Annotated in this window: 32 protein-coding genes; all 32 read right to left on the reverse strand. The window is 66.1% G+C overall.

Translation table 11 applies throughout. The features are described from left to right. Positions 1-34: 34 nt before the first annotated feature. Positions 35-1345 carry a replication-associated recombination protein A gene (locus V5F63_RS15325; RefSeq protein ID WP_394102769.1) on the reverse strand — a complete coding sequence of 437 codons (1311 nt, stop codon included), beginning with the start codon at positions 1343-1345 and terminating at the stop codon, positions 35-37. Positions 1346-1362: 17 nt separating this feature from the next. Further along, positions 1363-2820, reverse strand: coding sequence for a DegQ family serine endoprotease (locus V5F63_RS15330; RefSeq protein ID WP_394102768.1), 1458 nt, complete (start codon positions 2818-2820; stop codon positions 1363-1365). Between the two features lie 207 nt (positions 2821-3027). Continuing rightward, entirely contained in the window at positions 3028-3447 is a 420-nt protein-coding gene (rplQ, locus tag V5F63_RS15335) for a 50S ribosomal protein L17 (RefSeq protein WP_169124348.1), read from the reverse strand. Positions 3448-3550: 103 nt separating this feature from the next. Next, positions 3551-4567, reverse strand: coding sequence for a DNA-directed RNA polymerase subunit alpha (locus tag V5F63_RS15340; protein WP_209489768.1), 1017 nt, complete (start codon positions 4565-4567; stop codon positions 3551-3553). A gap of 142 nt (positions 4568-4709) precedes the next feature. Continuing rightward, positions 4710-5099 carry a 30S ribosomal protein S11 gene (gene rpsK / locus V5F63_RS15345; protein WP_024278463.1) on the reverse strand — a complete coding sequence of 130 codons (390 nt, stop codon included), beginning with the start codon at positions 5097-5099 and terminating at the stop codon, positions 4710-4712. Positions 5100-5222: 123 nt separating this feature from the next. Further along, positions 5223-5591: a 30S ribosomal protein S13 gene (gene rpsM, locus V5F63_RS15350; RefSeq protein ID WP_024278462.1), complete on the reverse strand. Its 369-nt coding sequence runs from the start codon at positions 5589-5591 to the stop codon at positions 5223-5225. A gap of 319 nt (positions 5592-5910) precedes the next feature. Beyond that, entirely contained in the window at positions 5911-6498 is a 588-nt protein-coding gene (locus tag V5F63_RS15355) for an adenylate kinase (protein WP_209483590.1), read from the reverse strand. Between the two features lies 1 nt (position 6499). Continuing rightward, on the reverse strand, positions 6500-7834 hold the full coding sequence (gene secY / locus V5F63_RS15360) for a preprotein translocase subunit SecY (RefSeq protein ID WP_209483592.1): 1335 nt from the start codon (positions 7832-7834) through the stop codon (positions 6500-6502). Between the two features lie 507 nt (positions 7835-8341). Beyond that, positions 8342-8818 carry a 50S ribosomal protein L15 gene (rplO, locus tag V5F63_RS15365; protein WP_394030775.1) on the reverse strand — a complete coding sequence of 159 codons (477 nt, stop codon included), beginning with the start codon at positions 8816-8818 and terminating at the stop codon, positions 8342-8344. A gap of 10 nt (positions 8819-8828) precedes the next feature. After that, positions 8829-9011, reverse strand: a complete 183-nt coding sequence (gene rpmD, locus V5F63_RS15370) for a 50S ribosomal protein L30 (RefSeq protein ID WP_209483596.1) — start codon at positions 9009-9011, stop codon at positions 8829-8831. A gap of 29 nt (positions 9012-9040) precedes the next feature. After that, positions 9041-9598, reverse strand: a complete 558-nt coding sequence (gene rpsE / locus V5F63_RS15375; RefSeq protein WP_012116752.1) for a 30S ribosomal protein S5 — start codon at positions 9596-9598, stop codon at positions 9041-9043. 17 nt (positions 9599-9615) lie between these two features. Beyond that, the gene (gene rplR / locus V5F63_RS15380; protein ID WP_209483598.1) at positions 9616-9978 is read right to left on the reverse strand and encodes a 50S ribosomal protein L18; all 363 of its coding nucleotides are present in this window, start codon (positions 9976-9978) and stop codon (positions 9616-9618) included. Between the two features lie 12 nt (positions 9979-9990). Next, entirely contained in the window at positions 9991-10524 is a 534-nt protein-coding gene (gene rplF / locus V5F63_RS15385) for a 50S ribosomal protein L6 (protein WP_209483600.1), read from the reverse strand. 14 nt (positions 10525-10538) lie between these two features. Further along, entirely contained in the window at positions 10539-10937 is a 399-nt protein-coding gene (gene rpsH / locus V5F63_RS15390) for a 30S ribosomal protein S8 (protein WP_024278454.1), read from the reverse strand. A 10-nt stretch (positions 10938-10947) separates the two neighbouring features. Next, positions 10948-11253, reverse strand: coding sequence for a 30S ribosomal protein S14 (gene rpsN, locus V5F63_RS15395; protein ID WP_024278453.1), 306 nt, complete (start codon positions 11251-11253; stop codon positions 10948-10950). A 145-nt stretch (positions 11254-11398) separates the two neighbouring features. Then, the gene (gene rplE / locus V5F63_RS15400; protein ID WP_209483602.1) at positions 11399-11956 is read right to left on the reverse strand and encodes a 50S ribosomal protein L5; all 558 of its coding nucleotides are present in this window, start codon (positions 11954-11956) and stop codon (positions 11399-11401) included. Further along, positions 11949-12266, reverse strand: coding sequence for a 50S ribosomal protein L24 (gene rplX, locus V5F63_RS15405; RefSeq protein ID WP_029558958.1), 318 nt, complete (start codon positions 12264-12266; stop codon positions 11949-11951). The genes rplE and rplX overlap by 8 nt, the downstream gene beginning before the upstream one ends. Then, positions 12266-12634 carry a 50S ribosomal protein L14 gene (gene rplN, locus V5F63_RS15410; RefSeq protein WP_024278450.1) on the reverse strand — a complete coding sequence of 123 codons (369 nt, stop codon included), beginning with the start codon at positions 12632-12634 and terminating at the stop codon, positions 12266-12268. The genes rplX and rplN overlap by 1 nt, the downstream gene beginning before the upstream one ends. Before the next feature lie 192 nt (positions 12635-12826). Beyond that, on the reverse strand, positions 12827-13075 hold the full coding sequence (rpsQ, locus tag V5F63_RS15415) for a 30S ribosomal protein S17 (protein WP_209483604.1): 249 nt from the start codon (positions 13073-13075) through the stop codon (positions 12827-12829). A gap of 7 nt (positions 13076-13082) precedes the next feature. Continuing rightward, entirely contained in the window at positions 13083-13295 is a 213-nt protein-coding gene (gene rpmC, locus V5F63_RS15420; RefSeq protein ID WP_024278448.1) for a 50S ribosomal protein L29, read from the reverse strand. Positions 13296-13305: 10 nt separating this feature from the next. Further along, on the reverse strand, positions 13306-13719 hold the full coding sequence (rplP, locus tag V5F63_RS15425; RefSeq protein WP_169124360.1) for a 50S ribosomal protein L16: 414 nt from the start codon (positions 13717-13719) through the stop codon (positions 13306-13308). Positions 13720-13748: 29 nt separating this feature from the next. Continuing rightward, the gene (gene rpsC / locus V5F63_RS15430) at positions 13749-14501 is read right to left on the reverse strand and encodes a 30S ribosomal protein S3 (protein ID WP_024278446.1); all 753 of its coding nucleotides are present in this window, start codon (positions 14499-14501) and stop codon (positions 13749-13751) included. Beyond that, complete coding sequence (gene rplV / locus V5F63_RS15435; RefSeq protein WP_038193664.1) at positions 14501-14881, reverse strand: 50S ribosomal protein L22; 381 nt, start codon at positions 14879-14881, stop codon at positions 14501-14503. The genes rpsC and rplV overlap by 1 nt, the downstream gene beginning before the upstream one ends. Positions 14882-14887: 6 nt before the next feature. Next, on the reverse strand, positions 14888-15166 hold the full coding sequence (gene rpsS, locus V5F63_RS15440) for a 30S ribosomal protein S19 (RefSeq protein WP_024278444.1): 279 nt from the start codon (positions 15164-15166) through the stop codon (positions 14888-14890). 11 nt (positions 15167-15177) lie between these two features. Continuing rightward, positions 15178-16011, reverse strand: a complete 834-nt coding sequence (gene rplB / locus V5F63_RS15445) for a 50S ribosomal protein L2 (RefSeq protein ID WP_209483606.1) — start codon at positions 16009-16011, stop codon at positions 15178-15180. Positions 16012-16036: 25 nt separating this feature from the next. Then, a complete protein-coding gene (locus V5F63_RS15450; RefSeq protein ID WP_168458253.1) occupies positions 16037-16342 on the reverse strand; it encodes a 50S ribosomal protein L23 in 306 nt (101 codons plus the stop codon). Next, positions 16339-16959, reverse strand: coding sequence for a 50S ribosomal protein L4 (gene rplD / locus V5F63_RS15455; RefSeq protein ID WP_209483608.1), 621 nt, complete (start codon positions 16957-16959; stop codon positions 16339-16341). The genes V5F63_RS15450 and rplD overlap by 4 nt, the downstream gene beginning before the upstream one ends. After that, positions 16959-17687, reverse strand: a complete 729-nt coding sequence (gene rplC, locus V5F63_RS15460; protein ID WP_209483609.1) for a 50S ribosomal protein L3 — start codon at positions 17685-17687, stop codon at positions 16959-16961. The genes rplD and rplC overlap by 1 nt, the downstream gene beginning before the upstream one ends. Before the next feature lie 22 nt (positions 17688-17709). Continuing rightward, positions 17710-18018, reverse strand: coding sequence for a 30S ribosomal protein S10 (rpsJ, locus tag V5F63_RS15465; protein ID WP_012113701.1), 309 nt, complete (start codon positions 18016-18018; stop codon positions 17710-17712). 65 nt (positions 18019-18083) lie between these two features. Continuing rightward, on the reverse strand, positions 18084-19274 hold the full coding sequence (tuf, locus tag V5F63_RS15470) for an elongation factor Tu (RefSeq protein ID WP_029557786.1): 1191 nt from the start codon (positions 19272-19274) through the stop codon (positions 18084-18086). A 65-nt stretch (positions 19275-19339) separates the two neighbouring features. Next, positions 19340-21415: an elongation factor G gene (gene fusA, locus V5F63_RS15475; RefSeq protein WP_209483611.1), complete on the reverse strand. Its 2076-nt coding sequence runs from the start codon at positions 21413-21415 to the stop codon at positions 19340-19342. 17 nt (positions 21416-21432) lie between these two features. Then, positions 21433-21903, reverse strand: a complete 471-nt coding sequence (gene rpsG / locus V5F63_RS15480) for a 30S ribosomal protein S7 (protein ID WP_024278437.1) — start codon at positions 21901-21903, stop codon at positions 21433-21435. Positions 21904-21919: the final 16 nt, after the last annotated feature.

A 21919-nucleotide genomic window follows, 5' to 3' on the forward strand; every position in this document is an offset into this window, starting at 1 on the left:
TATACGAAGGCCCGAGCCCCCGCCATTTGCCCCGCTATTTCCCGCCCCGCTCGGACCTGAGCCGCGCCCAGTAGTCGAGCCGCTTTTTGATCTCCCGCTCGAAGCCGCGCTCCACCGGGTGGTAGAAGCTCTGGCGGCCCAGGGCCTCGGGGAAATAGTCCTGGCCGGAGAAGGCATCCGGCTCGTCGTGGTCATAGCGATAGCCGGTGCCGTAGCCCTCGGCTTTCATCAGCTTGGTGGGCGCGTTCAGGATAACCTTGGGCGGCACCAGCGAGCCGCCCTCCTTGGCCACGCGCTTCGCCGCCTTGAAGGCGGTGTAGACGGCATTGGATTTCGGCGCGGTGGCGACATAGACCACCGCCTGCGCCAATGCCAGTTCGCCCTCCGGAGAACCAAGGAAGTCGTAGGCCTCCTTCGCCGCATTGGCGATCACGAGGGCCTGCGGATCGGCATTGCCGATGTCCTCGATGGCCATGCGCACGATGCGGCGGGCGAGGAACAGCGGGCTCTCCCCAGCATCCAGCATCCGCGCGAGATAATAGAGCGCCGCGTCGGGGTCCGAGCCCCGCACCGCCTTGTGCAAAGCGGAGATGAGGTTGTAGTGGCCGTCCTCGCTCTTGTCGTAGATGGGCGCGCGGCGCTGCACCACTTCGCTCAGGCCCGCCACATCGAACACCTCGCCCGGACGCGCGGCGCGCCAGACCTCCTCCGCCAAGGTGAGGGAGGCGCGGCCGTCGCCATCGGCCATGTTCACCAGCGCCACGCGCGCGTCTTCGGTGAGCGGGAGTTCGCGGCCCTCCACCTCCTCGGCGCGGGCAAGTAGCTTCGCGATGGCCTCGGCATCGAGGGAGCGGAACACCAGCACGCGGGCGCGGGAGAGAAGCGCCGCGTTCAGCTCGAAGGAGGGGTTTTCCGTGGTGGCGCCCACCAGCGTCACCGTGCCGTCCTCCATCACCGGCAGGAAGCTATCCTGCTGGGCGCGGTTGAAGCGGTGGATTTCGTCCACGAACAAGAGCGTCGCGGTGCCGGAGAGGCGACGGCCGCGGGCCTGCTCGAACACCTTCTTGAGGTCTGCGACGCCGGAGAAGATGGCGGAGATCTGCTCGAAATGCAGGTCCGTGGCCGAGGCCAGCAGGCGCGCCACCGTGGTCTTCCCGGTGCCGGGCGGCCCCCACAGGATGAGCGAGCCGAGGGAGCGCGTCTCCAGCATGCGCGAGAGCACGCCGTCCGGCCCCACCAGATGGTCCTGCCCCACCACCTCCGAGAGGCGCGACGGGCGCAGCCGGTCGGCAAGCGGCCGGGCCACCCCTTCCCCCAGTCCCGCGGCCTCGAACAGATCGCTCATGGGTGCCTCTGCCGGGGTCAGCCGCGCAGGACGGCGGTGATGCTGCGCCCGCCGCGCAGCACGGTCACGCGCCAGCCACGCTGGGGCACCGAGGACAGCTGGTCGAGATCGCGCGTGCGGCCGACCTTCTCATTGTTCACCTCGACGATGACGTCTCCCGGCCGGAAGCCGGCCACCGCGGCCGGGGAATTGTCCTGCACGTCATAAACGACGACGCCGGTGGCGTTGGCATCCACCTTCAGCTCCTCGGCGACGGCGGGTGAGAGATTAACAATGGTCGCGCCGGCGAAGGGCGTGCGGCCGCGCAGCAGCAATTCCTCACGCGGGACCGTCTCCGGCGCCACCTCCAGCACCACAACCAGCGTCTGCTCCTTGCCGGAGCGGTTCACCAGCAGCGCCGCCTTGCCGCCAATGGGGCGGGTCGCGAGGCGGTAGTTGAGGGATTCGGGATCGTCGATCCCCAGCCCCTCCACCGACACCACGAGGTCGCCGGTCTTGAGCCCGGCCTTGGCGGCGGGGCTGCCGGCGGTGACACTCTGCACCAGAACGCCGGTGGGACGCGGCAGGCCGAGGCTCTCGGCGATGTCCGGCGTCACCCGCTGGAGCCGGGCGCCGAGCCACGGCCGGCGGACCGTCTTCGACCCGCTTTTCGCCTGCTCCACCACAACCCGGCCCATATTGGCGGGAATGGCGAAACCGATGCCGTGGGAGCCGCCGGAGCGCGAATAGATGGCGGAATTGATGCCCACCACGCGCCCGGCCATGTCCACCAGCGGACCGCCGGAATTGCCGGGATTGATGGCCGCGTCGGTCTGGATGAAGAACTGGTAGTCGGAGACGCCCACCTGGGTGCGGGCCAGCGCGGAGACGATGCCCTGCGTCACCGTCTGGCCGACGCCGAAGGGATCGCCGATGGCCAGCACGAGGTCGCCGACGGCGAGGCCATCCGAATCGCCCAGCTCCAGGAAGGGGAACCGCTCCTTCGCCTCGCTCTTGATGCGCAGCACGGCGAGATCGGTGCGCTGGTCGCGCAGCAGGACCTCGGCCTCGTATTCGCGGCGATCATTGAGCGCGATGCGGATTTCATCCGCCCCCTCGATGACATGGTAATTGGTGAGCACCAGCCCCGAGGGATCGACGATCACCCCCGAGCCCAGCGAACGCTGCACCCGCTCCGGCGCGCGCAGGCCGGGGCCATCGCCGGGACCACCCGGCCCGCCGGGGCCGGGCATGCCGAAGAAGCGGCGGAAGAAGGGGTCGTCGAAGATCGGATTGACGCGCTGCTGCGCCGTCTTCAGCGCATAGACGTTCACCACCGCCGGTGCCGTCTTCGCCACCACCGGCGCGAAGGAGAGCGTCACCTCAGCCTGCGACGCCGGAACCCGCTGCTGCGCCGCCGGCTGGGCGAAAGCGGGCGCGCCGAGGACAAGAGCGAGGGCGGCCACTGCCGCCACCTGGGAAAATCGTTCGAACATACCCGCCACCCTTGAAGCCTGATCCGCGCTCAATGACCGGCGGAGCGCCTCGTTCCAGGCGCGGGGCCGGCCGATTCGCGCGGAGCAGCCGATCTTCGCAACGAAAGACGTTCTCTCGAACGAAAAAAGGGCGGTCCCAAGGACCGCCCCTTTTCATACGCTCAAATCAGCAGACGCTCACGCGGCCCGATCTCGCGCAGCCCGGTCTCACGCAGCTTCCGCAGCGGCGGCGGCGGTGCGGGCGTGGTCGGCGGCGCCCTTGGCGTCCACGTCACGATCCACGAACTCGATCACCGCGACGGCGGTGTTGTCGCCGTAGCGGAAGCCGGCCTTGACGATGCGGGTGTAGCCGCCCGGACGGGCTGCATAGCGGGGCGCCAGCACGTCGAACAGCTTCTTGACCACGGCCTGGTCCTTCAGCTCGGCGATCGCCTGGCGGCGGGCGTGCAGGTCGCCGCGACGGGCGAGGGTCACGAGCTTCTCCACCACCGGGCGAAGATCCTTCGCCTTGGGGAGGGTGGTCACGATCTGCTCGTGGGTGATGAGGGCGCCCGCGAGGTTGGAGAACATCGCCTTGCGGTGCTCCCAGGTGCGGTTGAACTTGCGGTGTACCTTGCCGTGACGCATGACGGCGAACTCCTGAAGATGGCGACGGACGAGCCGGTCGATGGGTTGCGCGGCTCGGGCCGCTCAAAGGGGATCAGGGCAGCGTGCCGCCCCGGATTGCGGATCAGTAGTGCTCCTCGAAGCGCTTGGCCAGCTCTTCGATGTTCTCGGGCGGCCAGCCGGGCACTTCCATGCCGAGATGCAGGCCGAGGGAAGCAAGCACTTCCTTGATCTCGTTGAGCGACTTGCGGCCGAAGTTCGGCGTGCGGAGCATCTCCGTCTCGCTCTTCTGGATCAGGTCGCCGATGTAGACGATGTTGTCGTTCTTCAGGCAGTTCGCCGAACGGACGGAGAGCTCGAGCTCGTCCACCTTCTTCAGCAGCGCCGGAGAGAACGGCAGCGTCTGGATCGCGGTCGCCTCGCTCTCGCGCTTGGGCTCCTCGAAGTTGACGAATATCTCCAGCTGGTCCTGCAGGATGCGGGCGGCATAGGCCAGCGCGTCCTCGGCCGTGATCGAGCCATTGGTCTCGATCTGGAGCGTCAGCTTGTCATAGTCGAGAATCTGGCCCTCACGGGTGTTCTCGACCTTGTAGGAGACCTTGCGCACCGGCGAGTAGAGGCTGTCGATCGGGATCAGGCCGATCGGGGCATCCTCGGGACGGTTGCGGTCGGCGGCCACGTAGCCCTTGCCGGTGTCCACCGTGAACTCGATGCGCAGCTCCGCGCCCTCGTCGAGGGTGCAGATGGGCAGGTTCGGGTTCAGGATGGCGACGTCACCGACGGTCTGGATGTCGCCGGCCACCAGCACGCCGGGGCCGGTCTTCTTGGCCACCATGCGCTTCGGGCCATCGCCCTGCATGCGGATGGCCACATCCTTCACGTTGAGGATGATGTCCGTCACGTCCTCACGCACGCCCGGGATGGACGAGAACTCGTGCAGCACGCCGTCGATGTGGATCGAGGTCACCGCCGCGCCCTGGAGCGACGACAGGAGGATGCGGCGCAGGGCGTTGCCGAGGGTCATGCCGAAGCCACGCTCCAGCGGCTCGGCGACGACGGTCGCGAAGCGCTTGGGATCGTGGCCCGGATTGACCTGCAGCTTCTCGGGCTTGATCAGCTCTTGCCAGTTCTTCTGAATCACTTGCTTCACCTTGCTTTCTCGCCGGGCCACGGCAGCTGCCGGGGTGATCGACCTCGTCCGGAGGCCTGGCCCGTCCCGCTCGGGGGAGGAGAAACCGGGCTTGATCCCCGCGGGACCGACCCGCGGAGGAACGAAGAGCGGATCAGACGCGGCGGCGCTTGCGCGGACGGCAGCCGTTGTGCGGGATCGGCGTCACGTCGCGGATGGAGGTGACGAGGAAGCCCGCCGCCTGAAGCGCGCGAAGAGCGGACTCACGACCCGAACCCGGACCGCAGACTTCCACTTCCAGGGTGCGCATGCCGTGCTCGGCCGCCTTGCGGGCCGCGTCCTCGGCCGCGACCTGCGCGGCGTACGGGGTGGACTTGCGCGAGCCCTTGAAACCCATGGCACCGGCCGAGGACCAGGAGATGGTGTTGCCCTGGGCGTCGGTGATGGTGATCATGGTGTTGTTGAACGAGGCGTTCACATGCGCCACGCCGGAGGCGATGTTCTTGCGCTCGCGGCGCTTAACGCGTGTTGCTTCTTTTGCCATCTGTTTCTCAGATCCTTCAGGCGCGCCCGTAGCTCCAGGCGCTCGGGATGGCCCTTGACGGGCCGGTCAACGGGGAAAAGGCCGGCTTGGCCGGCCTCCCCAAATCTCAAGCCTTGCGGCCGATCACTTCTTCTTGCCGGCGATCGGCTTCGCCGGCCCCTTGCGGGTGCGGGCGTTGGTGTGGGTGCGCTGGCCGCGCACAGGCAGGCCGCGGCGATGGCGCAGGCCGCGGTAGCAGCCGAGGTCCATGAGGCGCTTGATGTTCATCGCCACTTCGCGGCGCAGGTCGCCTTCCACGATGTAGTCGCGGTCGATGGTCTCGCGGATCTGCAGCACTTCCTGGTCGGTCAGCTGGTTCACGCGACGCTCGGCGGGAATACCCACCTTCTCGACGATCTCTTCAGCCTTCTTGGGGCCGATGCCGTGGATGTACTGGAGCGCGATGACGACGCGCTTGTTGGTCGGGATGTTGACGCCTGCGATACGAGCCACTGCGCTCTCCATGCGGGCCTGCGCCCGAAGGCAGCTGGCCGGTTGTTGTCCCCGCGTCCGGTGGAGGCCGGCCCATGCGGGATCTTGACGAAATCTGCCCCGGATACGACAAAACGACCGCCCTGCCCGACCCTTTCGGGTGGACCGAACGGCACCTTTTCCGAAGCGAGGGAGTGCCCATAGCGGAGATTCCCCGATGGGTCAAGGGCGTCAGGCCCCGCCCTTCAGCCCGCCCAGGGCAAGATCCGCAACGAAAAGGCCCTTCCGCCACCCGACGAAAGGGCCTTGATCTCGGGTTGGATGCCGAAGCCCCCTGCCCTCACGCCGCCTCGGCGAGGACCCCGTCAATGGCGGCGGTGACCTGATCGATGGGCGCCATGCCGTCGATCTGCTTCAGCTGGCCGCGCGCCTTGTAGTAGGGCGCCACCACAGCAGTGTCGCGGTTATAGGCTTCCAGGCGGGTCTTGAAGACCACCGGATCATCATCCTTGCGCACCGGCTCGCCCTTGGCAGCGGCTTCGGCGGCGCGGTTGAGGATGCGGTTGACCAGCTTTTCCTGGTCCACCACCAGCTCGATCACCGCGTCGAGCTTGAGGCCCTTCTCGGTGAGCAGATGGTCTAGCGCCTCGGCCTGCGCCACCGTGCGCGGGAAGCCGTCGAGGATGAAGCCGTTTCGGGCATCAGCCTCGCCGATGCGTTCGGCGATGATGCCGATGACGATCTCATCCGAGACCAGCCCGCCGGCATCCATCACCGCCTTCGCCTTCAGCCCCACCGGCGTACCCGCGGCAACCGCCGCGCGCAGCATGTCTCCGGTGGAAAGCTGGACGATGCCGTGACGGGCCACCAGCCGCTGTGCCTGAGTTCCCTTGCCTGCCCCGGGCGGGCCCAACAGCACCAGCCTCATATTACTTCCTCCTCCCCCCGCGCAACTTGGCCTTCTTGACCAGTCCTTCGTACTGGTGGGCCAACAGATGCCCCTGGATCTGGGACACGGTGTCCATGGTCACGCTGACCACGATCAGAAGCGACGTTCCTCCGAAATAGAACGGAAGAGAGGCGTAGGAAATCAGCAGTTCGGGGAAGAGGCAAACCGCCGCAATGTAGGCGGCACCCACGACGGTGATGCGGGTGAGCACATAGTCGATGTACTCGGCCGTCCGCTCACCCGGGCGGATGCCCGGAATGAAGCCGCCGTGCTTCTTCAGATTGTCCGCCGTCTCCACCGGATTGAACACGATCGCGGTGTAGAAGAAGCAGAAGAACACGATCAGCGCCACATACAGCACCATGTAGAGCGGGCGCCCGTGGCCGATGTGGGTGGTGATGGTCTGCAGCCATTCCGGACCCGAGCCCTGCATGAAGCTGGCGATCGTGGTGGGAATGAGCAGCAGCGAGGAGGCGAAGATCGGCGGGATGACACCCGACGTGTTGAGCTTCAGCGGCAGATGCGAGGACTGGCCCTCGTAGATGCGGTTGCCCACCTGGCGCTTGGGATACTGGATCAGCAGCCGGCGCTGGGCGCGCTCCATGAACACGATGAAGGCGATGACCACGATGGCCATCAGGATCATGCCGAGAATCACCACCGTGGAGATGGCGCCCTCGCGACCGAGCTCCAACGTGCGCACGAAGGCGCCCGGCAACTCGGCGACAATGCCGGCAAAGATGATGAGCGAGGTGCCGTTGCCGATGCCGCGCGAGGTGATCTGCTCGCCCAGCCACATCAGGAACATGGTGCCGCCGGTCAGCGTGATGACCGTCGAGATGCGGAAGAACCAGCCGGGCTCCGCCACCAGGCTGCCCGAGCCTTCGAGGCCGACCGCGATGCCATAGGCCTGGAACAGCGCGAGCACCACGGTGAGGTAGCGCGTGTACTGGTTCAGCTGCTTGCGGCCCGCCTCGCCCTCCTTCTTCAGCGCCTCCAGCGTCGGCGAGACGCTGGTGAGGAGCTGGATGATGATGGAGGCCGAGATGTACGGCATGATGTTCAGGGCAAAGATGGCCATGCGCTCGACGGCGCCGCCCGAGAACATGTTGAAGAGGCCGATGATTCCCTGCTGGGCGTTCTTGAAAACGTCCGCCAGCGCGTCCGGATTGATGCCGGGCATGGGGATGTAGGTGCCGAGCCGATAGACGAGAAGCGCGCCGAGGGTGAACCAGATGCGCTTCTTCAGCTCCTCGGCCTTGCCGAGGGCACCGAAATTGAGGTTCGCCGCGAGTTGTTCCGCCGCCGAGACCATGCCTTGCTCCGATGGACGCCACCCTGGTGGGCGGCCCTTATATGAGGGCGCAACGCTCGGGTGCCAAGGCAGAAGGACCGGAGCTCCCCGCCCACGGTCCGGTACCAGGCTCCCTTGCCGCGGCGCTGGTCCCTGGCGGGAGTGCCATGGGGCCGGTGCCCGGGCGCGTCCTGGACGAAGTGTCCCGAACGGAGCGTTGGGGCAAACTGGGGCCGGCGCGACGGATGGCCGCAGGCCGGCAGGAAGAGCCGGTATCCGGCCAAAGGCGTGCCGCCTGCGGCATGCGAGGCCGATCCCGACTCGGATGCTCGGGCCGAAAGGACCGTCGCACCCGTCAAACCAATGGCGGCACCGGAGCGTCACCTGAAACCGGGCGCGCGAGATACGCGCGGCCCGAAACACGAAGACCCGGCCATGAGCCGGGAATCCGCAGGAGGTTGGTCCGAACATGGGTTCGGCGCGGCGGCATGAAGCCCCGCGCCGTCCCCTGTTCCGATCAGCCTCTGCTCACTCGGCCTCGACGGCCGCCGCGAGCATGGTCACCGAGCCTCCGGCCTTCTCCACGGCGGCGACGGCGGATTTGGTGGCGTAGGCCACTTCCAGCGTCACCTTGGCGGAAAGCTCACCGGTGCCGAGCACGCGCACGCCATCCTTCACCCGGCGCAGCACGCCGGCGGTGACGAGGGCGGCCTCGGTCACGGGCTGACCCGCGTCGAGACGGCCGGCATCGACAGCGGCCTGGATCTTGGCGAGGGAGACCTCGTTGTAATCCAGGCGGAAGATGTTGTGGAAGCCGCGCTTCGGCAGGCGACGATGCAGCGGCATCTGGCCGCCCTCGAAGCCCTTGATGGCGACGCCGGTCCGGGCCTTCTGACCCTTCACGCCGCGGCCAGCGGTCTTGCCCTTGCCGGAGCCGATGCCCCGGCCCACGCGCATCCGCTTCTTGCGGGCGCCGGGATTGTCCCTGATTTCGTCGAGCTTCATGTCCCGCTCCTCACTCGACCACACGGACGAGGTGGGCGACCTTGGCGATCATGCCGCGGACGGCCGGGGTATCCTTGAGAGTGGAGCGGCGGTGCCGCTTGTTCAGCCCGAGACCGACGAGGGTGGCCTCCTGGTCGAACGGGCGGCGGATCGGCGAACCGACCTGCTCCACGGTGATGGTCTTGTCGCTCATGGCGCAATCCTATCCTTCGGTCGCGCCGCTCAGTCCGTCGCTTCCGCGTCTTCGACGCGGCGGCGGGACTGGAGCTGGGAGACCTTGATGCCGCGACGCGCAGCGACGGAGCGCGGCGAGTCCTGGTTCTTCAGGGCGTCGAAGGTGGCGCGCACCATGTTGTAGGGGTTGGAAGACCCGAAGGACTTCGCCACCACATCGTGCATGCCGAGGGTCTCGAACACCGCGCGCATCGGGCCGCCGGCGATGATGCCGGTACCCGCCGGAGCGGCGCGCAGGATCACCTTGCCGGCGCCGTGATGACCATGCACGTCGTGGTGCAGGGTGCGGCCTTCGCGCAGCGGCACGCGGATGAGGGCGCGCTTGGCGCTCTCCGTTGCCTTGCGGATCGCCTCCGGCACCTCACGGGCCTTGCCATGGCCGAAGCCGACGCGGCCCTTCTGGTCACCGACCACCACCAGGGCAGCGAAGCCGAAGCGACGGCCGCCCTTCACAACCTTGGCGACGCGGTTGATGTGGACCAGCTTGTCCACGAACGTATTGTCGCGGTCCTCGCGCTCGTGGCGCTGTTCCCGTTCACGGGCCATGTTCGCTCGTCCTTGCGTCAGAACTGAAGGCCGCCTTCGCGGGCGCCCTCAGCGAGCGCCTTGACGCGCCCATGATAAATGTATGCGCCACGGTCGAAGACGACCGCGGTCACGCCCTTGGCCACAGCGCGCTCGGCCACAAGCTTGCCGATCGTCTTGGCGGCCTCGGTGTCCGCACCGGTCTTCAGCGACCCGCGCAGATCCTTCTCGAGGCTCGACGCGGCGGCGAGGGTCTCGCCCTTCGCATCGTCGATGATCTGCGCATAGATGTGCTGCGAGGTCCGGTGCACCGACAGGCGGGGACGCCCGTTCGCCGCAACGCGGATCGCACGGCGCACCTTGGCCTTGCGGCGCGCGTGCGCCTCCAAATCCTTAGCCATGGTTCGCCTCCGTCACTTCTTCTTGCCTTCCTTGCGGAAGATGAATTCGCCGGCATACTTGACGCCCTTGCCCTTGTAGGGCTCGGGGCCACGGAACTCGCGGATCTCCGCCGCCACCTGGCCGACCTTCTGCCGGTCGATGCCCGAGATCACCACTTCGGTGGGCTTGGGGGTGACGATCTGGATGCCCTCGGGAATCGCGTAGATCACGTCGTGGCTGTAGCCAAGCGACAGGTTGAGGTTCTTGCCCTGCACCGCCGCCTTGTAGCCGACGCCGGTGATCTCGAGCTTCTTCTCGAAGCCCTTGGTCACGCCTTCGACCAGGTTGGAGACCAGCGTGCGGGACATGCCCCACATGGCCTTGTGCCGGGAGGTCTCGCCGTTCATGGCGAGCTTGATCTCCGAGCCCTCGATCTTGGCGGCGATTTCTTCCACCAGGGTCACTTCCAGGGCACCCTTGGGGCCCTTTACCTTCACCGTCTGTCCGTCCAGGCTGGCGGTGACGCCGGCCGGAATGGCGACGGGCAGCTTGCCGATCTTCGACATCTTGTCCTCCGTCGTCAGAACACGGTGAAGAGCACTTCGCCGCCGACGTTCTTGTCGCGGGCTTCGTGGTCGGCCATCACGCCCTGGGGCGTGGAGACGACGGCGATGCCGAGACCGTTGGCGACGCGGGGCAGGTTCTTGACAGCCGCATACACGCGGCGGCCGGGCTTCGACACGCGGGAGATCTCACGGATCACCGGCGTCCCGTCGAAATACTTCAGCTCGATCTCGAACTCGGTCCGGCCGTTGCCGTGATCGGTCGAGGTGTAGCCGCGGATGTAGCCCTCGTCGCGCAGGACATCGAGAACCGAGGCGCGCAGACGCGAGCCGGGGGTCGAGGTCTTGTCCTTGCGGCGCATCTGGGCGTTGCGGATGCGGGTGATCAGATCGCCGATGGGATCAGTTACAGCCATCGTTCCCTCCTCACCAACTCGACTTCACGAGGCCGGGCACCATGCCCTGGTTGCCCAGCTCGCGCAGCGCGATACGGCTCATCTTGAGCTTGCGGTAGAAGGCACGCGGACGGCCAGTCACCTCGCAGCGGTTGCGGATCCGGATCTTCGCGCCGTTGCGCGGCATTTCCGCCAGCTTGAGGGTCGCCTGGAAGCGCTCCTCGATCGGCAGGGTCTTGTCATTCACGATCGCCTTCAGACGCGCGCGCTTCGCCGCCTGGCCAGTGGCCAGCTTGCGGCGGCGCTCGTTCGTCTCGATCGCGCTCTTCTTCGCCATCTTAAGCTCCTGTTCTCCGCGTCTGAGCAGCTCGACCTGAGCCCCTCACGGCCGGAAAATCATGTCCTCACTCGTCTCGTCTTCCGGCTGCGGCCAGAGGCCGGAACCGAAGAGGCGCTTCGAGCGAAGCGCCCCTCATACCCGCTCACTGGCGGAAGGGGAAGTTGAAGGCCTTCAGAAGCGCGCGGGCTTCCTCGTCGGTCTTCGCCGTGGTGCACACGATGATGTCCATGCCCCAGATCTGCTCGACGCGGTCGTAGTTGATCTCGGGGAACACGATGTGCTCCTTCATGCCCATGGCGTAGTTGCCACGGCCGTCGAAGCTCTTCGGGTTCAGGCCGCGGAAGTCGCGGACGCGGGGCAGGGCCACGGTCACGAGGCGGTCCATGAACTCGTACATCCGGGTCTTGCGAAGGGTGACCTTCGCGCCGACCGGCTGGTTCTCTCGCAGCTTGAAGTTCGAGATCGCCTTGCGGGCCCGGGTGATGACCGGCTTCTGGCCGGCGATCTGGGCGAGGTCCGCGGCGGCGGTCGTCACCTTCTTGGTGTCGGCGGTGGCTTCGCCAACGCCCATGTTGATGACGATCTTCTCGATGACCGGCACTTCCATGGGGTTCTTGTAGCCGAACTGCTCGATCATCTTCGGCCGCACCACCTCGTCATAGAAGGTGCGCAGCCGCGCGTTATAGGTCGCCTCAGCCATCGATCCTCTCCCCGGAACGCTTGGCCACGCGGACCTTGCGTCCGTCATCCAGCACCTCGAAGCCGACGCGGGTCGGCTTGCCGTCCTTGGGGTCGGCAATGGCGACGTTCGACAGGTGGATGGGAGCCTCCTTGGAGATGATCCCGCCTTCCTGGTTCGCCGACTGGCGCTGGTGACGCTTCACGATATTCACGCCGCGCACGAGAGCCTTCTCGTCCTTCGGCATCACCTGGATGACCTCGCCGGTGCGGCCCTTGTCGCGGCCGGCGAGGACGACGACCTTGTCGCCCTTCTTGATCTTCGCGGCCATCACAGCACCTCCGGCGCCAGCGAGATGATCTTCATGTGGTTCTTGGAGCGCAGCTCGCGCGGAACCGGTCCGAAGATGCGGGTGCCCACCGGCTCCTTGTTGTTGTTGATCAGCACGGCCGCGTTCTTGTCGAAGCGGATGACCGAGCCATCGACGCGACGGATGTCCTTGGCGGTGCGAACCACCACGGCCTTCATCACGTCGCCCTTCTTCACGCGGCCGCGCGGAATTGCCTCCTTGACGGACACCACGATGATGTCGCCGACGTGGGCATACTTCCGCTTAGAGCCGCCAAGTACCTTGATGCACATGACGCGACGGGCGCCGGAATTGTCCGCCACGTCGAGATTGGTCTGCATCTGGATCATGACGCACCTGTTCTCGTCATCCAGCGCCGCCGGCGCACCGGCATTGCCTTAACCCTTGTTCGCCGTGCCCGCTCATCGGAACACGGTGTTGCCGCGGTGCGGTCTCCACTCGATCTTCCCTTGGGGCGATCGACGGACCCGGCACCGGAGCCCTCCCGGCCGGACGATCCATCCGGACGGGAAACTCTCTTATCAGACCTCGGCGCGCTTTTCGCCCTGGATCACGATCCAGTTCTTCAGCTTCGAGATCGGACGGTGCTCCTCGATCCACACCGTATCGCCCACGTGCCAGGAATTGGCCTCGTCATGGGCATGATACTTCTTGGACCGGCGAACGGTCTTCTTGAGCAGCGGATGGGTGAAGCGGCGCTCCACCCGAACCACCACGGTCTTGTCGGTCTTGTCGCTCACCACGACGCCCTGGAGCACGCGCTTCGGCATCGCTTCCTCACTTCGCCTTCTGCACCGGCGAACCGGTGCGCTTGTCGGTCTGCACGGTCTTGATCCGCGCGATGTCGCGGCGAATCTGCTTGGACCGGGCGGTATTCTCGAGCTGTCCCGTCGCCTTCTGGAAGCGCAGGTTGAACTGCTCCTTCTTCAGCTTCAGCAGCTCATCGGCGAGCTGATCGGGGCTGAGGGCCCGAACGTCCTCGGCTTTCATGAGCCTCTCCTCACTCGGCGATGCGCTGGATGAAGCGCGTCTTGATGGGCAGCTTCGCCGCCGCGAGGGTCAACGCCTCGCGAGCGGTCTCGACGCTGACCCCGTCGATCTCGAACATGATGCGGCCGGGCTTGACGCGGGCCGCCCAATATTCGGGCGCGCCCTTGCCCTTGCCCATACGGACTTCCGTGGGCTTGGCCGACACCGGGACGTCGGGGAACACCCGGATCCAGACGCGTCCGGCGCGCTTCATGTGGCGGGTGAGCGCGCGCCGGGCCGCCTCGATCTGGCGGGCAGTCACGCGCTCCGGCTCGACGGCCTTGAGGCCGAACTCGCCGAAGTTCAATTCCGTGCCGCCCTTGGCGACGCCGTGGATGCGTCCCTTGAACTGCTTGCGGAACTTGGTGCGCTTGGGTTGCAGCATGGCTTGATCGCCTTCTCTCTAGCCGGCCATCAAGCCCGGGAGCCGCGGTCGCCGCGGTCACCGCGATCGCGGTCACCGCGCTCGCGCCGCTGGGGACGCGACGACGGGCCAGCTTCCTGCTCGGCCTGGCGCTTGTCCTGCGCCATGGGATCGTGCTCGAGGATCTCGCCCTTGAAGACCCACACCTTCACACCGCAGGTGCCGTAGGTGGTGAAGGCCGTGGCGGTGCCGTAGTCCACGTCCGCACGCAGGGTGTGCAGCGGCACGCGGCCTTCGCGGTACCATTCCAGGCGCGCGATCTCAGCGCCGCCGAGACGGCCCGAGCAATTGATACGGATGCCCTCGGCGCCGAGGCGCATGGCGGACTGCACGGCGCGCTTCATGGCGCGACGGAAGGCCACGCGGCGCTCCAGCTGCTGGGCGATGGACTCGGCGACGAGGCGCGCGTCGATTTCCGGCTTCCGGATCTCGACGATGTTGATGAAGACTTCCGAGTTGGTCATCTCGGAGACCTTCTTGCGCAGCTTGTCGATGTCCGCGCCCTTCTTGCCGATGACCACGCCCGGACGACCCGAGTAGATGGTCACGCGGCACTTCTTGTGCGGGCGCTCGATCACCACCTTGGACACCGCCGCCTGCTTGAGCTGCTTCATCAGCATCTCGCGGATCTTGATGTCCTCGTGCAGGAGCTTGCCGTATTCGCCCTTGTTGGCGAACCAGCGCGAATCCCACGTGCGGTTGATGCCGAGCCGGAGCCCGACCGGATTGACCTTTTGACCCATCAGGCCCGCTCCTCGACTTCCCGCACCACGATGGTGATGTGGGCGAAGGGCTTCTCGATGCGCGAGGCGCGACCGCGCGCCCGCGGCGAGAACCGCTTCATGACCAGACCCTTGCCCACGTGCGCCTCGGCGACGATGAGATCGTCGACATCGAGCTCGTGGTTGTTTTCGGCGTTGGCGATCGCGCTCTCGAGGCACTTCTTCACGTCGCGGGCGATCCGCTTGTGAGAGAACTCGAGATCGGCGAGCGCCGTCGCCACCTTCTTGCCGCGGATCAGGCCCGCGACGAGGTTGAGCTTCTGGGGCGAGACGCGCAGGTTGCGCGCCACAGCCTTGGCTTCGTTGTCCGCGAGCGCGCGGGGCTTTGCCTGCTTACCCATGACCGATCACCGCCGCTTCGACTTCTTGTCGGCCGCGTGCCCGTAGTAAGTCCGCGTCGGAGCGAACTCGCCGAACTTCTGGCCGATCATGTCCTCGGTGACGTTCACGGGCACATGCTTGTGACCGTTGTAGACGCCGAAGGTTAAGCCCACGAACTGGGGCAGAATGGTGGAGCGCCGGCTCCAGATCTTGATGACGTCGCGACGACCCGAACCCGCGGCAGCTTCAGCCTTCTTCAGCATGTAGCCGTCGACGAACGGGCCCTTCCAGACAGAGCGAGACATAGCTCAGGCCCTCACTTCTTGCGCTTGTGGCGGCTGGACACGATGAACTTGTCCGTCGCCTTGTTGCTGCGGGTCTTCTTGCCCTTGGTGGGGATGCCCCAGGGCGTGACCGGATGACGGCCGCCCGAGGTGCGGCCTTCACCGCCGCCGTGCGGGTGATCCACCGGGTTCATGACCACGCCGCGGTTGTGCGGCATACGCCCGAGCCAGCGGCTGCGTCCCGCCTTGCCCAGCGAGATGTTCATGTGGTCCGGGTTGGAGACCGCGCCCACGGTGGCGTAGCACGCCCCGTGCACGAGGCGCTGCTCGCCGGAGTTCAGGCGGACGATCACGTAGCCCTCGTCGCGACCCACGATCTGCGCGTAGGTGCCGGCGGAGCGGGCGATCTGGCCACCCTTGCCGATCTTCAGCTCGACGTTGTGCACGATCGTGCCGACCGGGAGCGAGGACAGCGGGCCGGCATTGCCGGGCTTCACGTCCACGTTGTCCCCGGCGATCACCTGGTCGCCGACCGCCAGGCGCTGCGGCGCCAGGATGTAGGCCAGCTCACCGTCCTCATACTTGAGGAGGGCGATGAACGAGGTGCGGTTCGGATCGTACTCCAGCCGCTCCACCGTCGCCGACATGCCGCGCTTGAGGCGCTTGAAATCGACCAGACGGTAGGTCTGCTTGTGGCCGCCGCCGCGGAAGCGGACGGTGATGCGGCCATTGTTGTTGCGTCCGCCCGAGGAGCTCTTGCCCTCGGTCAGGGTCTTCACCGGCTTGCCCTTGTAGAGGCCGGAGCGGTCCACGATCACGAGCTGGCGAAGGCTCGGCGTGACCGGCTTGAAATGCTTCAGCGCCATGGTCTTATCCCGTTCCCCTCGGCTCTCAGAGGCCCGTGGTGATGTCGATCTTCTGGCCCTCTTCGAGGGTCACGACCGCTTTCTTGACGTCGCTCTGGACGCCCTTGCGGCCTTTGAAGATCTTCGTCTTGCCCTTGCGGACCAGCGTGTTCACGCTCTTGACCTTCACGTCGAAAAGCTTCTCCACGGCTTCCTTGATGGAAGGCTTGGAAGCGGTCTTCGCGACGTTGAAGACAACCTTGTTCTGCTCGCTCGCGGTCGTCGCCTTCTCGGTGATGACGGGCGAGACGATCACGTCGTAATGACGCGGTTCGATGTTGCGCGTGCTCATTTGAAGCGCGCCTCCAGCGCGTCCACGGCGGCCTTGGTCAGGACCAGGGTGTCGCGGCGCAGGATGTCATAGACGTTGATGCCCTGGATGGGCAGCACGTCCACGTAGGGCAGGTTGCGCGCCGCGAGCGCGATGTTCTGCTCCACCTGGGCGCCGTCCACGAAGAGAACGGACGAGATGCCGAGCTTCTCAAGCCGATCCTTGAGCGCCTTGGTCTTCGGATCGGCGAGGTTGGCGGTGTCGAGCACGATGATCTGCTCGGCCTTCGCCTTCGACGAGAGCGCATGCTTCAGCGCGAGGGCACGGACCTTCTTCGGCAGGTCGATGGCGTGCGAGCGCACCACCGGGCCGAAGGCACGACCGCCGCCGCGGAACTGCGGAGCGGACGCGGCGCCGTGACGGGCGTTGCCGGTGCCCTTCTGCTTGTACAGCTTCTTGGACGTGCGGTTGATCTCCGAACGGCCCTTGGTGCGGTGCGTGCCGGCCTGGCGGCGGGAGAGCTGCCAGGTCACGCAACGGTGCAGGATGTCCGCGCGCGGCTCAAGGCCGAAGATCGCGTCGGACAGGGTCACGGAGCCGGCTTCGGAGCCGTCGAGCGTCTTGACGGTGAGTTCCATCACGCGCCCTCCTCATTGGCGGCTTCAGCGGCGGGGGCCGCGTCCGAACCGTTGCCGAGCTTGAACGCGCCGGGCTTGGGGGCCTCGGCGGGCAACCTCTTCTTCACGGCGTCGCGCACGGTGATCCAGCCACCCGCATGGCCGGGAACGGCGCCTTCGACGGCGATGAGGCCGCGCTCGACGTCGGTCATCACGACCTTCAGGTTCTGGGTGGTGACGGTGACGTCACCCATGTGGCCGGGCATCTTCTTGTTCTTGAAGGTCTTGCCGGGGTCCTGACGGCCGCCGGTCGAACCGATCGAACGATGCGAGATGGAGACGCCGTGCGAGGCGCGAAGACCACCGAAATTGTGGCGCTTCATGCCGCCGGCGAAGCCCTTGCCGATGGTGGTGCCGGTGACATCCACATACTGGCCCACGACGAAGTGGTCAGCGGTGATCTCGGCACCGACGGGGATGAGCCCGTCTTCCGGCACGCGGAACTCGGCCATCTTCCGCTTGGGCTCAACCTGAGCCACGGCGAAGTGGCCGCGCTCGGCGCGGGTCACGTTCTTCGGCTTGCGCCGGCCAGCACCGAGCTGGACCGCGACATAGCCATTCTTGTCGAGCGTGCGGTGGGCAACCACCTGGCAGCTCTCAACCTTCAGCACAGTGACCGGCACGTGCTCGCCAGCATCGGTGAAGATGCGGGTCATGCCGACCTTCTGGGCGATGACGCCTGACCGCATGGTCGTGTCTCCTCGCACCACGTCAGAGCTTGATTTCGACGTCAACGCCGGCGGCGAGGTCGAGCTTCATCAGCGCGTCCACCGTCTGGGGCGTCGGATCGACGATATCGAGCAGGCGCTTGTGGGTGCGCATCTCGAACTGCTCACGCGACTTCTTGTCGATGTGAGGGGAACGGTTAACGGTGAACTTCTCGATCCGCGTGGGCAGCGGGATCGGGCCGCGCACCTGCGCGCCCGTGCGCTTGGCCGTGGCGACGATCTCGCGCGTCGACGCATCGAGGATGCGGTGATCGAACGCCTTCAGGCGAATTCGAATGTTCTGGCCGTTCATGGCTCAATTGACTCCAGGAAGAGGAAACGCGCACGCCGATGCGCAGCGCGTTTCGTTCGCGTTGATCACTCGATGATGGCAGCGACGACGCCGGCGCCAACCGTACGGCCGCCTTCACGGATGGCGAAGCGCAGCTTCTCCTCCATGGCGATCGGAACGATCAGGTGCACGTCCATCGACACGTTGTCGCCCGGCATCACCATCTCGGTGCCTTCGGGCAGCGTGCACACGCCGGTCACGTCCGTCGTGCGGAAGTAGAACTGCGGGCGGTAGTTGGTGAAGAAGGGGGTGTGACGACCACCCTCTTCCTTCGTCAGGATGTAGGCCTCGGCCTTGAACTTCGTGTGCGGCTTCACCGAACCCGGCTTGCACACCACCTGGCCGCGCTCCACGTCCTCGCGCTTGGTGCCGCGCAGCAGGATGCCGACGTTGTCGCCAGCCTGGCCCTGATCGAGCAGCTTGCGGAACATCTCGACGCCGGTCACCGTCGTCTTCACCGTCGGGCGGATGCCGACGATCTCGACTTCCTCACCCACCTTGATGATGCCGCGCTCGACGCGGCCGGTCACCACGGTGCCGCGGCCGGAGATCGAGAACACGTCCTCGATCGGCATCAGGAACGGCAGGTCGATGGGACGCTCGGGCTGCGGGATGTAGGCGTCGACCGCCTCCATCAGCTTCAGCACCGCGTTCTTGCCCAGCTCCGGATCGCCGTTCTCCAGCGCAACAAGCGCCGAGCCGCGGATGATCGGGATGTCGTCGCCGGGGAAGTCGTACTTCGAGAGGAGCTCGCGCACCTCCATCTCCACGAGCTCCAGGAGCTCCGGATCGTCCACCATGTCGCACTTGTTCAGGAACACCACCAGCGCCGGCACGCCCACCTGACGGGCGAGCAGGATATGCTCGCGGGTCTGCGGCATCGGGCCGTCGGCCGCCGACACCACCAGGATCGCGCCGTCCATCTGCGCCGCGCCGGTGATCATGTTCTTCACATAGTCGGCATGCCCGGGGCAGTCGACGTGCGCGTAGTGGCGGTTGTTGGTCTCGTACTCAACGTGAGCGGTCGAGATCGTGATGCCGCGCGCCTTCTCTTCCGGCGCCTTGTCGATCTGGTCGTACGCCGTGAACGTCGCGCCGCCGGACTCCGCAAGAATCTTCGTGATCGCAGCCGTCAGAGACGTCTTGCCGTGATCAACGTGACCGATCGTGCCGATGTTGCAGTGCGGCTTCGAGCGGTTGAACTTCTCTTTGGCCATGGGACTCTCCGTTGGGTCTCTCTGGCGTGATCCGAAAGGGTGAAGTGGGGTTCAGGCCAACGCGATCACGCGTACTTGGCCTGGACCTCCTGAGCGACGTTCGACGGCACCTGCTCGTAGTGGTCGAACTGCATGGTGAAGGTGGCGCGGCCCTGGCTGAAGGAGCGCAGGGTGTTCACGTAGCCGAACATGTTGGCCAGCGGCACCATCGCGTTGATGACGTTCGCATTGCCACGCATGTCCTGGCCCTGGATCTGGCCACGACGCGAGTTCAGGTCGCCGATGACCGAGCCGGTGTAGTCTTCCGGGGTCACCACCTCGACCTTCATGATCGGCTCAAGCAGCACCGAGGTGCCCTTCTGCAGGGCCTCGCGGAACGCCGCGCGGGACGCGATCTCGAACGCCAGGGCCGACGAGTCCACTTCGTGGAACGCGCCGTCGGTGAGCGTCACCTTGACGTCCACCACGGGGAAGCCCGCCAGCACGCCGGCGCCAAGCACGCTCTCGAGGCCCTTCTGGACGCCCGGGATGTACTCCTTCGGCACCGCGCCGCCGACGATCGCGCTCTCGAAAGCGAAGCCCTTGCCGGCCTCGTTCGGCTCCACCGTGAACTTCACCCGCGCGAACTGGCCGGTACCACCGGTCTGCTTCTTGTGGGTGTAGTCCACCTCGGTCTTCTTCGTGAGGGTCTCACGATAGGCGACCTGCGGAGCGCCGATGTTGGCGTCCACCTTGTAGGTGCGCTTCAGGATGTCGACCTTGATGTCGAGGTGCAGTTCGCCCATCCCCTTGAGGATGGTCTGGCCGCTCTCGAAGTCGGTCGACACGCGGAAGGACGGGTCCTCGGCAGCCAGCTTGGAGAGGGCGATGCCCAGCTTCTCCTGGTCAGCCTTGGACTTCGGCTCGATCGCGATCTCGATGACCGGCTCGGGGAATTCCATCTTCTCCAGGATCACGGCCTTGGCCGGATCGCAGAGGGTATCGCCCGTGCGCACATCCTTGAGGCCGGCGAGGGCGACGATGTCGCCCGCATAGGCTTCCTTGATGTCTTCGCGGTTGTTGGCGTGCATCAGCAGCATCCGCCCGACGCGCTCGCGCTTGTCGCGGGTGGAGTTGAGCAGGCCCATGCCGGTTTCCATCTTGCCGGCGTAGACACGGCAGAAGGTGATGGTGCCGACGAAGGGATCGTCCATGATCTTGAACGCGAGCACGGAGGTCGGCTCCTCGTCCGAGGGAAGACGCACGGTGTCTTCCTCGGTCTTGAAGTCGATGCCCTTGATCGCGCCGCGATCGATCGGCGACGGCAGATAGTCCACCACCGCGTCGAGCAGGGGCTGCACGCCCTTGTTCTTGAACGCCGAGCCGCAGAACACGGGGTTGAACTTGCGGCCGATGACTGCGAGACGGATCAGGCGCTTGAGGGTCGCCTCGTCCGGCTCGGTGCCGTCGAGATAGGCAGCCATGGCGTCGTCGTCGAGTTCGACGGCGGCTTCCACCAGCTTGTTGCGGTATTCGGCAGCCTTGTCGGCGAGATCCGCGGGGATCTCCTCGTCATGGTACTTGGCGCCGAGGGCTTCATCTTCCCACACGACCGCCTTCATGCGGACGAGGTCGATGATGCCCTTGAAGTTGTTCTCCGAGCCGATCGGGAGCTGGCAGCACACCGGGTTGCCGGCGACGCGGTCCACGATCATCTCGACGCAGCGGTAGAAGTCGGCGCCGATCTTGTCCATCTTGTTGACGAACACGACGCGCGGCACGTTGTACTTGTCCGCCTGGCGCCACACGGTCTCGGTCTGCGGCTCGACGCCCTGGTTGCCGTCAAGCACGCACACGGCGCCGTCGAGCACGCGGAGCGAGCGCTCCACCTCGATGGTGAAGTCCACGTGGCCGGGGGTGTCGATGATGTTCAGGCGCTTGCCCTGCCAGATCGCAGTCGTCGCGGCAGACGTGATGGTGATGCCGCGTTCCTGCTCCTGGGTCATCCAGTCCATGGTGGCAGCGCCATCATGGACTTCGCCGATCTTGTGGCTCTTGCCGGTGTAATAGAGGATCCGCTCGGTGGTCGTGGTCTTGCCGGCATCAATGTGGGCCATGATGCCGAAGTTGCGGTAGTCCTCGATCGCGTGAGTCCGGGGCATTGCTCAGTCCTCTCCGATCACCAGCGGTAATGCGAGAACGCGCGGTTGGCTTCGGCCATCCGGTGCGTGTCTTCGCGCTTCTTCACGGCGGAGCCGCGATTGTTGGCAGCATCGAGCAGCTCGGCGGAGAGACGCTCCACCATGGTCTTCTCGTTGCGGGCGCGGGCCGAGGCGATGAGCCAGCGGATCGCGAGGGTCTGGCGACGCTCGGTGCGCACCTCGACCGGGACCTGGTAGGTGGCGCCACCGACGCGGCGGGAGCGAACTTCCACCGCAGGGGCCACGTTCTCGAGCGCCTGAATAAAGACCTCGACCGGATCATGCTTCGCCTTGGCCTCGACCACGTCGAGGGCGCCATAGACGATGCCTTCGGCAACCGACTTCTTGCCGTCGCGCATGACGGAATTCATGAAGCGCGACAGGGTGGTCGAGCCATACTTGGCGTCCGGGATGACTTCGCGGCGCTCGGCCTTGTGACGACGGGACATCGTTCAGATCCTCACT

It is taken from the genome of Xanthobacter wiegelii, assembly GCF_043193855.2.
GTDB classification, from domain to species: domain Bacteria; phylum Pseudomonadota; class Alphaproteobacteria; order Rhizobiales; family Xanthobacteraceae; genus Xanthobacter; species Xanthobacter flavus_A.

Bases quoted from the DNA above. Each gene is read 5' to 3' on its own strand.
- V5F63_RS15325 (WP_394102769.1), bottom strand. From the start codon at position 1,345: ATGAGCGATCTGTTCGAGGCCGCGGGACTGGGGGAAGGGGTGGCCCGG.
- V5F63_RS15330 (WP_394102768.1), bottom strand. From the start codon at position 2,820: ATGTTCGAACGATTTTCCCAGGTGGCGGCAGTGGCCGCCCTCGCTCTT.
- rplQ (WP_169124348.1), bottom strand. From the start codon at position 3,447: ATGCGTCACGGCAAGGTACACCGCAAGTTCAACCGCACCTGGGAGCAC.
- rpsK (WP_024278463.1), bottom strand. From the start codon at position 5,099: ATGGCAAAAGAAGCAACACGCGTTAAGCGCCGCGAGCGCAAGAACATC.
- V5F63_RS15355 (WP_209483590.1), bottom strand. From the start codon at position 6,498: ATGAGGCTGGTGCTGTTGGGCCCGCCCGGGGCAGGCAAGGGAACTCAG.
- secY (WP_209483592.1), bottom strand. From the start codon at position 7,834: ATGGTCTCGGCGGCGGAACAACTCGCGGCGAACCTCAATTTCGGTGCC.
- rplO (WP_394030775.1), bottom strand. From the start codon at position 8,818: ATGAAGCTCGACGAAATCAGGGACAATCCCGGCGCCCGCAAGAAGCGG.
- rpmD (WP_209483596.1), bottom strand. From the start codon at position 9,011: ATGAGCGACAAGACCATCACCGTGGAGCAGGTCGGTTCGCCGATCCGC.
- rpsE (WP_012116752.1), bottom strand. From the start codon at position 9,598: ATGGCCCGTGAACGGGAACAGCGCCACGAGCGCGAGGACCGCGACAAT.
- rplR (WP_209483598.1), bottom strand. From the start codon at position 9,978: ATGGCTAAGGATTTGGAGGCGCACGCGCGCCGCAAGGCCAAGGTGCGC.
- rplF (WP_209483600.1), bottom strand. From the start codon at position 10,524: ATGTCGAAGATCGGCAAGCTGCCCGTCGCCATTCCGGCCGGCGTCACC.
- rpsH (WP_024278454.1), bottom strand. From the start codon at position 10,937: ATGGCTGTAACTGATCCCATCGGCGATCTGATCACCCGCATCCGCAAC.
- rpsN (WP_024278453.1), bottom strand. From the start codon at position 11,253: ATGGCGAAGAAGAGCGCGATCGAGACGAACGAGCGCCGCCGCAAGCTG.
- rplE (WP_209483602.1), bottom strand. From the start codon at position 11,956: ATGGCTGAGGCGACCTATAACGCGCGGCTGCGCACCTTCTATGACGAG.
- rplX (WP_029558958.1), bottom strand. From the start codon at position 12,266: ATGGCCGCGAAGATCAAGAAGGGCGACAAGGTCGTCGTCCTCGCCGGC.
- rplN (WP_024278450.1), bottom strand. From the start codon at position 12,634: ATGATCCAGATGCAGACCAATCTCGACGTGGCGGACAATTCCGGCGCC.
- rpsQ (WP_209483604.1), bottom strand. From the start codon at position 13,075: ATGCCGAAGCGCGTGCTCCAGGGCGTCGTGGTGAGCGACAAGACCGAC.
- rpmC (WP_024278448.1), bottom strand. From the start codon at position 13,295: ATGAAAGCCGAGGACGTTCGGGCCCTCAGCCCCGATCAGCTCGCCGAT.
- rplP (WP_169124360.1), bottom strand. From the start codon at position 13,719: ATGCTGCAACCCAAGCGCACCAAGTTCCGCAAGCAGTTCAAGGGACGC.
- rpsC (WP_024278446.1), bottom strand. From the start codon at position 14,501: ATGGGTCAAAAGGTCAATCCGGTCGGGCTCCGGCTCGGCATCAACCGC.
- rplV (WP_038193664.1), bottom strand. From the start codon at position 14,881: ATGGGTAAGCAGGCAAAGCCCCGCGCGCTCGCGGACAACGAAGCCAAG.
- rpsS (WP_024278444.1), bottom strand. From the start codon at position 15,166: ATGTCTCGCTCTGTCTGGAAGGGCCCGTTCGTCGACGGCTACATGCTG.
- rplB (WP_209483606.1), bottom strand. From the start codon at position 16,011: ATGGCGCTGAAGCATTTCAAGCCGGTCACGCCGAGCCTTCGCCAGCTC.
- V5F63_RS15450 (WP_168458253.1), bottom strand. From the start codon at position 16,342: ATGAGCACGCGCAACATCGAACCGCGTCATTACGACGTGATCGTCTCG.
- rplD (WP_209483608.1), bottom strand. From the start codon at position 16,959: ATGGAACTCACCGTCAAGACGCTCGACGGCTCCGAAGCCGGCTCCGTG.
- rplC (WP_209483609.1), bottom strand. From the start codon at position 17,687: ATGCGGTCAGGCGTCATCGCCCAGAAGGTCGGCATGACCCGCATCTTC.
- rpsJ (WP_012113701.1), bottom strand. From the start codon at position 18,018: ATGAACGGCCAGAACATTCGAATTCGCCTGAAGGCGTTCGATCACCGC.
- tuf (WP_029557786.1), bottom strand. From the start codon at position 19,274: ATGGCCAAAGAGAAGTTCAACCGCTCGAAGCCGCACTGCAACATCGGC.
- fusA (WP_209483611.1), bottom strand. From the start codon at position 21,415: ATGCCCCGGACTCACGCGATCGAGGACTACCGCAACTTCGGCATCATG.
- rpsG (WP_024278437.1), bottom strand. From the start codon at position 21,903: ATGTCCCGTCGTCACAAGGCCGAGCGCCGCGAAGTCATCCCGGACGCC.